This window comes from Methylopila turkensis (assembly GCF_027922325.1).
GTDB classification, from domain to species: Bacteria; Pseudomonadota; Alphaproteobacteria; order Rhizobiales; family Methylopilaceae; genus Methylopila; species Methylopila turkensis.
Window position 1 is genome coordinate 1 of record NZ_BSFL01000004.1, and the last position, 13522, is coordinate 13522.

9 protein-coding genes and 2 pseudogenes are annotated in these 13522 nt (G+C 68.6%); 1 reads left to right on the forward strand and 10 read right to left on the reverse strand.

Going from position 1 to position 13522, the window contains the following annotated elements; translation table 11 throughout:
• Positions 1 to 692 precede the first annotated feature (692 nt).
• The 4 genes from PKE78_RS16420 to oxc all read right to left on the reverse strand — a co-directional run bounded on the left by PKE78_RS16420 (position 693) and on the right by oxc (position 5861).
• Positions 693 to 1115 carry a DoxX family protein gene (locus PKE78_RS16420; RefSeq protein WP_271202013.1) on the reverse strand — a complete coding sequence of 141 codons (423 nt, stop codon included), beginning with the start codon at positions 1113 to 1115 and terminating at the stop codon, positions 693 to 695.
• Between the two features lie 285 nt (positions 1116 to 1400).
• Positions 1401 to 2333, reverse strand: coding sequence for a methionyl-tRNA formyltransferase (locus PKE78_RS16425; RefSeq protein WP_271202014.1), 933 nt, complete (start codon positions 2331 to 2333; stop codon positions 1401 to 1403).
• A gap of 279 nt (positions 2334 to 2612) precedes the next feature.
• Positions 2613 to 3890: a formyl-CoA transferase gene (frc, locus tag PKE78_RS16430; protein ID WP_271202015.1), complete on the reverse strand. Its 1278-nt coding sequence runs from the start codon at positions 3888 to 3890 to the stop codon at positions 2613 to 2615.
• 195 nt (positions 3891 to 4085) lie between these two features.
• Complete coding sequence (oxc, locus tag PKE78_RS16435) at positions 4086 to 5861, reverse strand: oxalyl-CoA decarboxylase (RefSeq protein ID WP_271202016.1); 1776 nt, start codon at positions 5859 to 5861, stop codon at positions 4086 to 4088.
• A gap of 618 nt (positions 5862 to 6479) precedes the next feature.
• Between oxc and oxlT the strand changes: the two genes are divergently transcribed.
• Positions 6480 to 7808, forward strand: a complete 1329-nt coding sequence (gene oxlT, locus PKE78_RS16440; RefSeq protein WP_271202017.1) for an oxalate/formate MFS antiporter — start codon at positions 6480 to 6482, stop codon at positions 7806 to 7808.
• 179 nt (positions 7809 to 7987) lie between these two features.
• Here the strand turns inward: oxlT and phoB are convergent, their stop codons facing one another.
• The 6 genes and pseudogenes from phoB to pstC form a co-directional block, all read right to left on the reverse strand.
• Positions 7988 to 8689, reverse strand: coding sequence for a phosphate regulon transcriptional regulator PhoB (gene phoB, locus PKE78_RS16445; RefSeq protein ID WP_271202018.1), 702 nt, complete (start codon positions 8687 to 8689; stop codon positions 7988 to 7990).
• Between the two features lie 4 nt (positions 8690 to 8693).
• Positions 8694 to 9407 (reverse strand): phosphate signaling complex protein PhoU, encoded by a 714-nt coding sequence (gene phoU, locus PKE78_RS16450; protein WP_271202112.1) that lies wholly within the window; start codon positions 9405 to 9407, stop codon positions 8694 to 8696.
• 38 nt (positions 9408 to 9445) lie between these two features.
• On the reverse strand, positions 9446 to 10267 hold the full coding sequence (pstB, locus tag PKE78_RS16455) for a phosphate ABC transporter ATP-binding protein PstB (RefSeq protein WP_271202019.1): 822 nt from the start codon (positions 10265 to 10267) through the stop codon (positions 9446 to 9448).
• 25 nt (positions 10268 to 10292) lie between these two features.
• Positions 10293 to 11096 (reverse strand): annotated as a pseudogene (pstA, locus tag PKE78_RS18510) (phosphate ABC transporter permease PstA); the annotation flags it as partial.
• A gap of 555 nt (positions 11097 to 11651) precedes the next feature.
• Positions 11652 to 12137 (reverse strand): annotated as a pseudogene (locus tag PKE78_RS18515) (DUF3333 domain-containing protein); the annotation flags it as partial.
• Positions 12130 to 13518 carry a phosphate ABC transporter permease subunit PstC gene (pstC, locus tag PKE78_RS16465; protein ID WP_271202021.1) on the reverse strand — a complete coding sequence of 463 codons (1389 nt, stop codon included), beginning with the start codon at positions 13516 to 13518 and terminating at the stop codon, positions 12130 to 12132. The gene pstC and the pseudogene PKE78_RS18515, both read right to left, overlap by 8 nt.
• Positions 13519 to 13522: the final 4 nt, after the last annotated feature.

A 13522-nucleotide genomic window follows, 5' to 3' on the forward strand; every position in this document is an offset into this window, starting at 1 on the left:
GGCACAGGAGCCCCAAACCCCCGCAGCAACCCCTTGGCCTGGTATTCGTGAATGTTCATCGGCGGCTCTCGATTTGGACGACGTCAGGACGGCGGCGAGCCGGGCGAACGTCCCCCGCCACGCTTTCGCGGGCGAAGGACGCCGACCCGATCGGCCGATGGAGGAGGCGGCCGTCAGCCTTTCCGAAGGCCGGCGGCGCGCCCAGAAGCAGGCGCATGCGCGGCGCTTCGACCGAAGTCCGAAGCGGCGCGGGCAGAGACGATCGGGGCGTACTACTGCCGCATATCCGGCCGAAGCTCGATCATCTTTTCGACCAAGGCGCGCCGGCGGCGACGGCCGGACCGCCGCCGCCGGAACGCTCCAGCGTCCCCCCACGGGACTTCCGGTTTCGCTGGCATTTGGAATGCCATGGCCCTGGGCTGTCAAGCGAAACGCCCCTGCCGCGCCGCGTCATTCGTCGCGGCGACGCAGCATGATCGCGGCTGGCGGGGAGCGGTCAGGAGACGTGTTTTCGAAGGGCGCGTGTCCATCCTCCCACGCTCCCCCGTCGTCCTCCGGCTTGACCGGAGGACCCATCTGCGGCGTCGAGCGCGACGCTGGACATGGATGGTCCGGTCAAGCCGGACCATGACGGCGCGTTTCAGCGCGAACGCATCGGGCCGACGAGGTTGTAACGTGACCGGCGCACGGCGTCAGCGCTTGCCGTAGAGCACCTCGCGCAGCGCCGGGCTGCGGACCCAGAGCCCGGCCCACAGAACGGCGCCGACATAGACGCCGAACAGCGTGTGGGTGAGAAGCGGACTGCCGATCCGGAGATGGCTCGCGACCGCGCCGCCGAGATAGGCGGTGAGCAGGATCGCCCCGAACACGGCGGATTGCGGGTTGGCGTAGATCAGCGTCGCCGCGATCTGGATCACGCCGAGCGTGCGCAGCAGCCACGGGTCGGTCGGCCAGCCGAGCGCCTGCATCGTGTCGGTCACCGGCTGCAGCGGGATCAACTTGATCGCGCCGTCGGCCAGCAGGAACAGGATGGCGAGGCCGCTGAGCAGCCGGCCGCCCCAGGCGGCCAGCGGGCTGCGGCCTTCCGGCGGGGGCGGAGATGCCGAGGGAGTCATGGGCGCGCTTTCGCTCGGGGAGATCGGTCCTCAGACGAGAGCAAAGCCCGGCGTGGGTTTCTGTAGGGTTTAGAAGACGGGGCGCGTGACCGGGTTCACGCTCTTGTCCCGGCCGTGCGCCGGGACCCGGAAACGTCGAGATTTCCGCAACGAACGCAACGCCCCCGCGCCTCTTTCCAAGCCGCCAGCGGCTCTGGGTCCCGGCTCAAGGCCGGGACAAGCGCTCAGCGGTTCCAGGCGCCGGATCCGCCGGGCATGACGGCGGCGGATACGCCCGAGCCCGCGTCAGACGCCCAGCCGCACGCCGACCGCGAGGTTGGCGGCGGTCGCCCATTCGCCGGCGGCGACCTTGGCGCCGCCCTCGGGCTGCACGCGCGTGACCCGGAAGCGGCCGTCGGCGCAGACCACGAGGAAGCCGTCCGGCCCGACGCCCGCCACCTCGCCGAGCTTGCCGGCGATGTCCTTCGGGGTCTTGGCCGGCAGCGGGGTCGCGTCGAGGATCTTGAGCGTCTGGCCATCGAGCGTGGTCCAGGCGCCGGGCGACGGGTTGCAGCCGCGGATCAGCCGGTCGATCTGGCTCCAAGGCTTACCCCAGTCGATCTTCGCGTTGGCCGCGCGGCAGATGCCCTCGTAGCTGGCCTTGTCCTCGTCCTGCTTCGTGCGCGGAGCCTTGCCCGCCTTCACCAGGTCGACCGCCTCCAGCATGGCCTCGACGCCCATCGGGAACAGACGGTCGAAATAGACCGAGCCGAGCGTGTCCTTCGGGCCGATCGGCGTGGTCTTGGTCAGCAGCACGTCGCCAGTGTCGAGGCCGTCGTCGGGCCAGAAGATCGACAGGCCGGTCTCGGTCTCGCCCTTGATGATCGGCCAGTTGATGGCGGAGGCGCCGCGATAGGCCGGCAGCAGCGACGGATGGTACTGGATCGAGCCGTGGGTCGGGATGTTCAGGAAACTCGACGGCACGAACAGGGTGACGAAGGCCATGACCTGCAGGTCGGGTTTGAGCGCCCGGAACGCTTCGGCGACCGCCTCGTCGCGGTAGGACGAGGGCTGGCGCACCTCGAGGCCGGCGGCGATCGCCGCCTCCTTCAGGGGATCGGCCTTCTGGCCGTCCTTCTCCGGCGCGACATAGACCGCGACGACTTCGTCGCCGCGGGCGAGCAGCGCCTCGAGGACCGCCTTGCCGAAGGCCTGCTGGCCGTGGACGACGATGCGCATGGGGGCTCTCTCCGTTGTGTTGTCGTGCGGCCGGGTCGCGACGTCCGTAGCCGAATGCGGCGACCCGTCATGCCCGGCGGAGCCGGGTATCCACGATTTTCTGAGCTATGACGCTCGACGCCCAAGTCGTGGATGCCCGCCGTACGGCGGCATGACGTGGAGGAGATATCACGAAATCCGAAACGGCCCTCAAGGCCGCGAAGCGCCCGACGGTTCGGGTGAGCGCAAAACCCCGCCGTCGGCCGACGGCGGGGTCGCAAGGCGTCGATCAGGCGAAACTCACTCCGCGGCGAGCTTCTGGATCTGGCCGACAGCGCCCGAGCCCTCGATCTCGGCGATCTCGGCGTCGGAGTAGCCGAGCACGGAGCGCAGAATCTCGTCGGTGTGCTCGCCCAGCAGCGGCGAGCGCGCGACTTCGACCGGGCTGCCCGAGAGCTTGATCGGGCTTCCGACCGTCAGGTACTTGCCGCGGGTCGGGTGGTCGACCTCGACCACCGTGCCGCTGTCGCGCAAGCTCTGGTCCTCGGCGATCTCCTTCATGGAAAGGATCGGGCCGCAGGGGATGTCGTACTTGTTGAGGATGTCCATGGCCTCGAACTTGTCGTGCTTCATGGTCCACGCCTCGATGCGCGTGAAGATCTCGTTCAGGTGCGGCAGGCGGGCCTTCGGCGTGGCGTAGTTCGGGTCGGTCTTCCAGCTCGGCTCGCCGATGATGTCGCAGATCGGCTCCCAGACCGGGCCCTGGGTGATGAAGTAGAGATAGGCGTTGGGATCGTGCTCCCAGCCCTTGCACTTCAGGATGCGGCCCGGCTGGCCGCCGCCCGAGTCGTTGCCGGCGCGCGGCACGGCGTCGCCGAAGGGCACGCCCTCGCCGAACTGGCTGTACTCGCGCAAGGGTCCGCGCTCGAGGCGCTGCTGGTCGCGCAGCTTGACGCGGCAGAGGTTCAGCACCGCGTCCTGCATGGCGCAGTCGACGCGCTGGCCGACGCCGGAATGGGTGCGGTGGAACAGGGCGGTGACGATGCCGAGCGCGAGGTGCAGGCCGGTGCCCGAATCGCCGATCTGGGCGCCCGTCACCATCGGGATGTCGTCGCGGAAGCCGGTGGTCGAGGCCGAGCCGCCGGCGCATTGCGCGACGTTCTCATAGACCTTGCAGTCCTGGTAGCGGCCGGGGCCGAAGCCCTTCACGGACGCGAGGATCATGCGCGGGTTGGCCTCCTGGATCTTCTCCCAGGTCAGGCCCATCCGGTCGAGCGCGCCCGGCGCGAAGTTCTCGACCAGCACGTCGCATTCCTTCACGAGCCGCCAGAGCACTTCCTTGCCCTTGGCGTTCTTGCTGTCCAGCGTGATGGAGCGCTTGTTGTGGTTCAGCATCGTGAAATAGAGGCTGTCCACGTCCGGGATGTCCTGGAGCTGCTGGCGCGTGGCGTCGCCGGCGCCGGGGCGCTCCACCTTGATCACGTCGGCGCCGAACCAGGCGAGGAGCTGGGTGCAGGTCGGGCCGGACTGAACGTGGGTGAAGTCCAGGACGCGGACGCCCTCAAGAGCCTTGCTCATGTCATGTTCCCCTTGCGAGACATATGCGGGCGCGCGGGCGTGGCCCGTCGGCGCCTCGACGCCATGAGCCCAGATGACGGAGCGGCGGGCCGGTCGTCAATGCGGCTCTGGTATTAGTTATACATGGAGATGCGCCCGCCCCGAGGGCCGAAGCCGTCGGGACGGGCGCGAACGCTAAGCCTCAAGCTTGAGGCTTCACTTCTTCTTCTTGACGACGCTCTGCGGGTTCAGGCTGCCGATGTTGCCGCTCTCGCTGCCGGCTTCCGGATCGATCTCGGCGTTGATGAGCGTCGGCTTGCCGCTGTCCATCGCGGCGTCGACCGCGCGCTTCAGCTCGTCCGGGGTCGTGACGTTGACGCCGACGCCGCCGAAGGCCTCCATCATCTTGTCGTAGCGCGAACCCGGCACGAACACCGTGGTGCCCGGATCGCGGCCGGTCGGGTCGACGTCGGTGCCGCGGTAGATGCCGTTGTTGTTGAAGATCACAATGCAGACCGGCAGGTTGTACCGGCAGATCGTCTCGACCTCCATGCCGGAGAAGCCGAAGGCCGAGTCGCCTTCGACCGCCAGCACCGGCTTGCCGGTTTCGACCGCGGCCGCGATCGCGAAGCCCATGCCGATGCCCATCACGCCCCAGGTGCCGACGTCCAGGCGCTTGCGCGGCTGGTACATGTCGATGACGCCGCGGGCGAGGTCGAGCGTGTTGGCGCCCTCGTTGACGAGGATCGCGTCCGGACGCTCCTTGATGACCTGCTTCAGCGCGCCGAGCGCGCCGTGGAAGTCCATGGGCGAGGCGTTCTTGCCGAGCTTCGCCGCCATCTTGGAGATGTTGGCTTCCTTCTTGGCGTTGATCGTCGAGGTCCAGTCGGAGGGGACGCCCGGCCAGCTCGAATCGATGCCGGCGAGCAGGACCTTCACCACCGAGCCGATGTCGCCGACGAGCGGCGCCGCGATCTCGACGTTCGAGTCCATCTCGCGCGGCTCGATGTCGACCTGGATGAACTTCTTCGAGCCGGGCTCGCCCCACTGCTTGCCCTTGCCGTGGCTGAGCAGCCAGTTCAGGCGGGCGCCGAGCAGCAGCACGACGTCCGAGTCCTTCAGCACGGTCGAGCGCGCGGCGCCGGCCGAGAGCGGATGGTTGTCGGGCAGCAGGCCCTTGGCCATGCTCATCGGGATGTACGGGATGCCCGAACGCTCGACGAGCTCGCGGATGTCGTCGTCGGCCTGCGCGTAGGCCGCGCCCTTGCCGAGAATGATGAGCGGCTTCTTGGCGCTCTTGAGCAGGTCGAGCGCGCGCTTGACCGCCGACGGCGCCGGGATCTGCTCGGGCGCGGCGTCGATCACCTTGACCAGCGAGGCTTCGCCCTTGGCCGCGTCGAGCACCTGGCCGAACAGCTTGGCCGGCAGGTCGAGATAGACGCCGCCGGGACGGCCCGAAACCGCGGCGCGGATGGCGCGCGCGACGCCGATGCCGATGTCCTCGGCGTGCAGCACGCGGAAAGCGGCCTTGCACAGCGGCTTCGCGATCGCGAGCTGGTCCATCTCCTCGTAGTCGCCCTGCTGCAGGTCGACGATCTCACGCTCGGAGGAGCCGGAGATCAGGATCATGGGGAAGCAGTTGGTGGTGGCGTTGGCGAGCGCCGTCAGGCCGTTCAGGAAGCCCGGCGCCGAGACCGTGAGGCAGATGCCCGGCTTCTTGGTGAGGAAGCCCGCGATCGCGGCGGCGTTGCCGGCGTTCTGCTCGTGGCGGAACGAGATCACGCGGATGCCCTCGGCCTGGCACATGCGGCCGAGGTCGGTGATCGGAATGCCCGGCACGCCATAGATGGTCTCGATGCCGTTCAGCTTCAGCGCGTCGATGACGAGGTGGAAGCCGTCGGTGAGCTCAGGCTCGGCCTGGACCGCCGCGTCCGGGATGGGGGCGAGAGCCGCCTCTTCCGGGTGGACCTTCAATGCCGTGGCAGTGGACATGGGACGTGTTCCTCCAGAGTGCTTTTTTTGCCGCTTCCGGCCGCCGGGCGGCCCGCAGTGCCGATGCGGCCGTCTTGCGGGGCCGCTCGCTTCGCTTGGCGCGGACGTGGCTCTTCGGCCCTGAAGTCCCCGCTTTTCCGCGCCGCCGTTCAGCCGGATCACGGATGGAAGGGGGCGGCGGCTCTGCGCGCCTCGCCCACGATCCCATCCGCTCCGGCCGGTCGCGCCGGCTCTAAGGTCGGGCAAAAACTGGCATGCCAGATACAAAGCTGTCAACGAAATCAACGGTCCGGACCGTTACGATCGTTGCTGCACCGCAAGAACGCCATGGGGTTCTTGCGCAACGAACCGGCGCCCAGCGGGGCATTGGCATGCCAGATGCCAATGTGACTTATTCTTTCGTCGTATGCGGCAGCAGCGCGCATCAGACATTGCGTCGCACCTTTTACCGATATTGCAATAGCCTAGCTCGATCGCCCGATTTTGTGTTGCGCTGCGGTATGAATGCGCTGCGGCGCACGCCCTCTTGCGTCTCTGGCATTTCGGACACCAGGATGACGAACTCGTGAGCGGCCCGTGATGAGCGCCCACGCGAACAAGAAAACACGAGGGAAGGAAATGACATCAGCGCTTGGAGCCGGCGAACCCGGCCAACGCGTCAGCGACGCCTATCGCTGGACGCAGCTCGTCATCGGCGTCGTCTGCATGGTGATGATCGCCAATCTCCAGTACGGCTGGACGTTCTTCGTCCCCGACATTCAGGCGAAGTTCGGCTGGGATCGCGCCGCGATCCAGTGGGCCTTCACCCTGTTCGTGCTGTTCGAGACCTGGCTGGTGCCGGTCGAGGGCTGGTTCGTCGACAAGTACGGCCCGCTGGTCGTGGTCGCCTTCGGCGGCGTGCTGTGCGGCGTCGGCTGGGTCGTCAATGGCTTCGCCACCTCGCTGACCGGCTTCTATGTCGGCCAGGTCATCGCCGGCGTCGGCGCGGGCGCGGTCTACGGCACCTGCGTCGGCAACGCGCTCAAGTGGTTCCCGGACAAGCGCGGCCTCGCCGCCGGCATCACCGCGGCGGGCTTTGGCGCGGGCGCGGCCCTGACCGTGGCGCCGATCCAGTCCACGATCGCCAACGCCGGCTATCAGGCCGCCTTCATCTGGTTCGGCATCGGCCAGGCGGTGGTCATCTGCGTGATGTCGATGCTGCTGCGCGGCCCGAAGGCCGGCCAGACGCCGCCGGTCGCGGTCAACGCCGCCAACATCCAGAGCCGCCGCGACTACCGTCCCGGCGAGGTCGCCCGTCAGCCGATCTTCTGGCTGATGTACTTCATGTTCGTCATCGTCGGCGCCGGCGGCTTGATGATCACCGCGAACCTGAAGCCGATCGCGGCCGACCTGCACATCGACAAGATCCCCGTCACGCTGGTCGGCCTCACCATGACGGTCGTGACCTTCTCGGCCACCATCGACCGCGTCCTGAACGGCCTCACCCGCCCGTTCTTCGGCTGGATCTCCGACAAGATCGGCCGCGAGAACACCATGTTCGTGGCCTTCGCCATGGAAGGCGTCGGCATCTACATGCTCTACCTCTGGGGGCACGACCCGGTGTGGTTCGTGCTGCTCTCGGGCTTCGTGTTCTTCGCCTGGGGCGAGATCTACTCGCTGTTCCCGGCGACCTGCACCGACACCTTCGGCTCGAAATTCGCCGCCACCAACGCCGGCATGCTTTACACGGCGAAGGGCACCGCGGCGCTGCTCGTGCCGCTCGCGAACTACCTGCAGCAGGCGCAGGGCGTGTGGGACGGCGTGTTCCTGATCGCCGCCGGGGCCAACATCCTCGCCTCGCTGCTCGCCATCACCGTGCTGAAGCCCTGGCGGCGCAGCGTGGTGGCGAACGCCCGCGCCGAGGCTCCGGTCGCGGCCTCCGGCCCGCACGGCGTGCCGGCCGAGTGATCTGATCGCTGCGGACCCCGGACGGGCGCTCTCCCACGCCCGTCTCCCGCGGCCACTCCGCCCCCCGGCGTCCGCGCCGGGGGGCTTTTCGTTCGCGGCGGTTCGGCGTCCTGGCGCAGCTCCAAAAAAAGGCCCCGACGCGCAGGCGCCGGGGCCTTTTTTTCGAAGCGTCGCCGGCGTCACTGCGTGCGGGCGAAAGTCTCGTCGAAGGAGTAGCCGGCGCCGCGGACCGTACGGATCGGATCGAGCTGGCGGCCGCGGTTGATCGCCTTGCGCAGCCGGCCGACATGGACGTCGACCGTGCGCTCGTCGATGTAGACGTCATGGCCCCAGACGCCGTCGAGAAGCTGCTCGCGCGAGAACACCCGGCCGGCCGACTGCATCAGGAACTCGAGCAGCTTGAACTCGGTCGGGCCGAGATGGACCTCGCGCGCCTGCCGGTGCACACGGTGCGACTGACGGTCGAGCTCGATGTCGCCGGCCTTGAGCACGTTGGCCACATGCTCGGGCTTCGCCCTTCGCAGCAGCGCCCGCACCCGCGCCACGAGCTCCGGCACCGAGAACGGCTTGACCACATAGTCGTCCGCCCCGGTGGCGAGGCCGCGCACGCGCTCGGCCTCCTCGCCGCGCGCGGTCAGCATGATGATCGGCAGCCGCTCGGTCTCGGGCCGCGTGCGCAGCCGCCGGCACAGCTCGATGCCGGACAGGCCCGGCAGCATCCAGTCGAGCAGGATGAGGTCCGGCGTCGCCTCGCGCAGCCGCGTCTCCGCCTCGTCGCCGCGCGCCACCGCCTCGACGGCGTAGCCCTCGGCCTCGAGGTTGTAGCGCAGCAGCAGCGACAGCGCCTCCTCGTCCTCGACGATCATCACCCGTGGGGTCATCGGCTCACCCCTGATACTCGATCTTGGTCGAACTCGTGGTGTCGCTCTTCGGACGATCGTCCAGCAGCGGCTCGCCGTTGACGAGGTAGTAGATGGTTTCGGCGATGTTGGTTGCGTGGTCACCGATGCGCTCGACGTTCTTGGCGCAGAACAGCAGATGCGCGCAGAACCCGATGTTGCGCGGGTCCTCCATCATGTAGGTCAGCAGCTCGCGGAACAGCGAGGTGTAGAGCGAGTCGATCTCGCCGTCGCGGCGCCACACGTCCATCGCGCGGGCCTCGTCGCGCTGGGTGTAGGCGTCGAGCACCTCCTTGAGCTGGCCGAGCGTCAGGTCGGAGATGTGCTCGACGCCGTGGGCGAGCTTCGGCGGCTGGAACTGGCCGTCGAGCGCGATCACGCGCTTGGCGATGTTCTTGGCGAGATCGCCGATGCGCTCGAGGTCGTTCGCGATGCGCAGCGCCGCCACCACCTCGCGCAGGTCGATCGCGACCGGGGCGCGCTTGGCGATGGTGAGGATGGCGCGCTCCTCGATCTCATGCTGCAGCCGGTCGATCGAGCGGTCCCACTCGATCACGCGGCGGGCGAGCGGGCTGTCGCGCTTCAGCAGGGCGCCGACGGATTCGGCGACGAGCTTCTCGCAAAGCCCGCCCATCTCGGCGAGCTTGTCGCCCAGCTCCTTCAGGTCGGCGTCGAAGGCGCTGACGATGTGGTCGGTCATCAGGGTCATGGCGGGGTCTCCCCGGGGAACGCGCGGGCTCAGCCGAAGCGGCCGGTGATGTAGTCCTGGGTGCGGCGGTCGTTCGGGCTCGTGAAGATGCGCTCCGTCGGCCCGCCCTCGACGAGGACGCCGAGATGGAAGAACGCGGTGCGCTGCGACACGCGCGCGGCCTGCTGCATCGAATGGGTCACGATCACGATCGTGAAGTTCTGGCGCAGCTCGTCGATCAGCTCCTCGATCTTCGCGGTCGCGATCGGGTCGAGCGCCGAGCACGGCTCGTCCATTAGGATGATCTCGGGGCTGACCGCGATGGCGCGGGCGATGCAGAGGCGCTGCTGCTGGCCGCCGGAGAGGCCGGTGCCGCTGTCGTCGAGCCGGTCCTTAACCTCGTTCCAGAGGCTCGCCTTGCGCAACGAGTCCTCGACGATCTCGTCGAGCTCGGCCTTGGAGCGGGCGAAGCCGTGGATGCGCGGGCCGTAAGCCACGTTCTCGTAGATCGACTTCGGGAACGGGTTCGGCTTCTGGAACACCATCCCGACGCGGGCGCGGAGCTGCACCACGTCGAGCGACGGGTCGTAGATGTCCTGCTCGTCGATGGTGATCCGCCCGGTGACCCGGCAGATCGAGATGGTGTCGTTCATGCGGTTGATGCAGCGCAGGAACGTCGACTTGCCGCAGCCCGACGGGCCGATGAAGGCGGTGACGGCGCGCTCGGCGATGTCGACCGAGACGTCCTTGAGGGCGTGCTTCTCGCCGTAGTGCACGTTGACGTTCTTGGCGACGATCTTGGGGTTCGCCACCGCGTCGGCGGAAGCGGCGCCCGTCGCGGACGGCGTGGTGAGGGCTGCGGTCGCGTCCATGGTCGAAACTCCGTGTGTCACGCTCTCACCACCGCCGCTCGAAGCGCTTGCGCAGCAGGATCGCGAGCCCGTTCATGAGGAAGAGGAACAGCAGCAGCACGATGATGGCCGCCGAGGTCTTGGCCTGGAAGGCGACTTCCGGCAGGTCCGACCAGAGGTAGATCTGGACGGGCAGCGCCGTGGTGGCCGAGGTCAGGCCGGTCGGCACGTCGACGATGAACGCCACCATGCCGATCAGCAGCAGCGGCGCGGTCTCGCCGAGGGCGTGGGCCATGCCGATGATGGTGCCGGTCATGATGCCGGGCATCGCGAGCGGCAGGGTGTGGTGGAACACCGCCTGCTGGTGCGAGGCGCCGACGCCGAGCGCGGCCTCGCGGATCGAGGGCGGCACCGCCTTCAGCGCGGCGCGGCTCGCGATGATGATCGTCGGCAGCACCAGGAGCGCCAGCACGAAGCCGCCGACCACCGCGGAGGACCGCGGCATGCCGAAGAAGTTCAGGAACACCGCGAGGCCGAGCAGGCCGTAGACGATCGAGGGCACCGCGGCGAGGTTGTTGATGTTGATCTCGATGATGTCGGTGATGCGGTTCTTCGGAGCGAACTCCTCGAGATAAACCGCGGCGCCGACGCCGATGGGCAGGCAGATCACCAGCGTCACGAACATCGTGAAGATCGAGCCGACCAGCGCGCCGAGGATGCCGGCCTGTTCGGCCTCGCGCGAGTCGCCGGAGGTGAAGAAGTCGACGTTGAAGCTCGTCTCGACCAGGCCCTTCGCCTTAAGCGTCTCGAGCCAGGCGATCTCCTGGTCGCCGAGGCGCCGCTCGCTCTCGGGCGTGGCGTAGGCCAGCATCTTCCAGGCGTCGGGCTGCGCCGCGTTCTGGTTCTCGAGCGGCACGAGCACGTCGCCCTCGACCCGGTTCGCCGACAGGCTGCGCACCTTGACGAGGCCGCCGTTGATCGCGACCAGCCGGCTCGGCAGCTTCTCGTCCAGCGTCTCGGCGCCGGACGAGTCCTTGAAGCGGTTCTCGAAATCGGCGGCCTCGCCGGCGAGCGTCTCCATCTGCGCGCGCAGGCTTTCGGAGTCGGAGTCGATCTTGGCGAGCGCGTTGCGCGCCACCGTGATCCCGGTCTCGTCGCCCGCGCCGTTGGCGGCGGCGAGCGCCTGATCGGCCGCGGGGCGGTCGGCCAGCACGCCGTCGCGCAGCGTCTTGATGCGCTCGACCTCGAACCGGCGGGCGCGCGCCGTCTCGGAGAGGTCGTTCTTGATCTCGGCGAGGTCGTCGGCGAACGCCGGCGCGGTGGTCTCGATCACGATCGGTCCGGTCACGCCGGAGGGCGTCGCGACGCCGTCGCCCTGCTCCTCCTCGACCGTGGTGACGACGCCCTTGAAGTAGAGGTCGGCGTCGTCGGAGAACTGCGCGCGGGTGCGGACGGTCTGGCCGATCAGGTTCGGGTCGGCCATCACCGCGGCGCGGAGCTCGTCGGCCGCCCCGCTCGACAGCAGGCCGTTGAGCTTGCGGCGCTCCGCGCGGGCCGACACCTGAGGGAACAGCGCGCCGTAGCTTTCGCGGATCGCCGCGGTGTAGTCGCCGCGGGCGAGCGACGACGGCGAACGGTCGCCGTCCGGATCGACCTTGTCGGCGGTCGGCCGCGCGTCGATCGTCAGATGCGTCACGGTGAAGGCGGGCCACGCCTTCACGAGGATGTCGGAGATCAGCACCACCAGGAAGGCGGCGGAGAACGCCAGCGCGGCGATCCCATAGGCCTTGAAGCGGGCTTCGGCGCGGTAGCGCTTGCGCACCCGGGCGCGCGAGGCGTCGTCGCTGAACCCGCGGGAGGAGCCGGCGGCGGTTGCGGTCATCTCAGTCATACTGCTCTCGGTACTTCTGGACGATGCGGAGCGCGATGAAGTTCAGCACCAGCGTGAAGAAGAACAGCACGAAGCCGAGCGCGAAGGCCGACAGCGTCTTGGCGCTGTCGAACTCCTGATCGCCGACGAGCAGCGTCTTGATCTGCACGGTGACGGTGGTGACCGCCTCGAGCGGGTTGAACGTCAGGTTGCCGGCGAGGCCCGCCGCCATCACCACGATCATGGTCTCGCCGACGGCGCGGGAGATGGCGAGCATGAAGGCCGACACAATGCCCGGCAGCGCCGCGGGAAGGATGACCTTCTTGATGGTCTCCGACTTGGTGGCGCCCATGCCGTAGGAGCCGTCGCGCAGCGACTGCGGCACCGCGTTGATCACGTCGTCGGACAGCGACGACACGAAGGGGATGATCATCACGCCCATGACGAGGCCGGCCGCGAGCGCGCTCTCGGAGGCGACGTTGAGGCCGAGCATCTCGCCGGTGTTGCGGATGAAGGGCGCGACGGTGAGGGCCGCGAAGAAGCCGAACACCACGGTCGGCACGCCGGCCAGCACCTCCAGCACGGGCTTCGCGATCCCGCGCACCCGGGGGCTCGCGTATTCCGCCATGTAGATCGCGGAGAACAGGCCGATCGGCCCCGCGACCGTCATCGCGATCAGCATGATCAGCGTGGTGCCCGCGAACAGCGGCACGGCGCCGAAGCTGCCCGAGGCGCCGACCTGGTCGGCGCGGATCGCGGTCTGGGGCGACCATTGAAGCCCGAACAGGAAGTCGTACCAGGGGTACTTGGAGAAGAAGCGCAGCGTCTCGAACAGCACCGAGAACACGATGCCGACCGTGGTCAGCACCGCGACCGCGGAGCAGGCCAGCAGCACCACCTTCACCACCCGCTCGACGCGGTTGCGGGCGCGGAACTCGGGGGAAAGCTGGCGCGTGGCCCAGCCGAAGCCGACGAGCGCGAGCGCGCCGCCGAAGATGAGCAGGGCCCAGTCGGCCAGCCCGCGCCACAGGACGAAGGCGTCGGCGCCGGCCTGCACGCCGGCGGGCGCGTCCGGAACCTGGCCGCCGTTGGCGAGCGTCACGATCTCGCGCATCCGGGTCGAGCGCTGCAGCTCATCGGTCGGGACGAGGTGCTGCGGCAGCGACGACAGCGCCTGCATCTCGACGAAGCGCGGCGCGAACGGCTGCCAGAGCAGCAGCAGAAGCAGCATCGGCGCGACCGCCGCCACCGCGACGTAGAAGCCGTGATAGCTCGGCAGCGAGTGCATCCGCGCGCCGCCGGGCGCGACGCCCGCGACCGCGAAAGCGACGCCCTTCTGGCGTCCGGTCAGGTAGGCGCCGACGCCCACGAGGACCATTGCGACGATGTAGATCAATGTCATCCGC

Excerpts from the sequence above, each read along its gene's own strand:
- PKE78_RS16420 (WP_271202013.1), bottom strand. The coding sequence starts at position 1,115 with ATGACTCCCTCGGCATCTCCGCCCCCGCCGGAAGGCCGCAGCCCGCTG.
- PKE78_RS16425 (WP_271202014.1), bottom strand. The coding sequence starts at position 2,333 with ATGCGCATCGTCGTCCACGGCCAGCAGGCCTTCGGCAAGGCGGTCCTC.
- frc (WP_271202015.1), bottom strand. The coding sequence starts at position 3,890 with ATGAGCAAGGCTCTTGAGGGCGTCCGCGTCCTGGACTTCACCCACGTT.
- oxc (WP_271202016.1), bottom strand. The coding sequence starts at position 5,861 with ATGTCCACTGCCACGGCATTGAAGGTCCACCCGGAAGAGGCGGCTCTC.
- oxlT (WP_271202017.1), top strand. The coding sequence starts at position 6,480 with ATGACATCAGCGCTTGGAGCCGGCGAACCCGGCCAACGCGTCAGCGAC.
- phoB (WP_271202018.1), bottom strand. The coding sequence starts at position 8,689 with ATGACCCCACGGGTGATGATCGTCGAGGACGAGGAGGCGCTGTCGCTG.
- phoU (WP_271202112.1), bottom strand. The coding sequence starts at position 9,407 with ATGACCGACCACATCGTCAGCGCCTTCGACGCCGACCTGAAGGAGCTG.
- pstB (WP_271202019.1), bottom strand. The coding sequence starts at position 10,267 with ATGGACGCGACCGCAGCCCTCACCACGCCGTCCGCGACGGGCGCCGCT.
- pstC (WP_271202021.1), bottom strand. The coding sequence starts at position 13,518 with ATGACATTGATCTACATCGTCGCAATGGTCCTCGTGGGCGTCGGCGCC.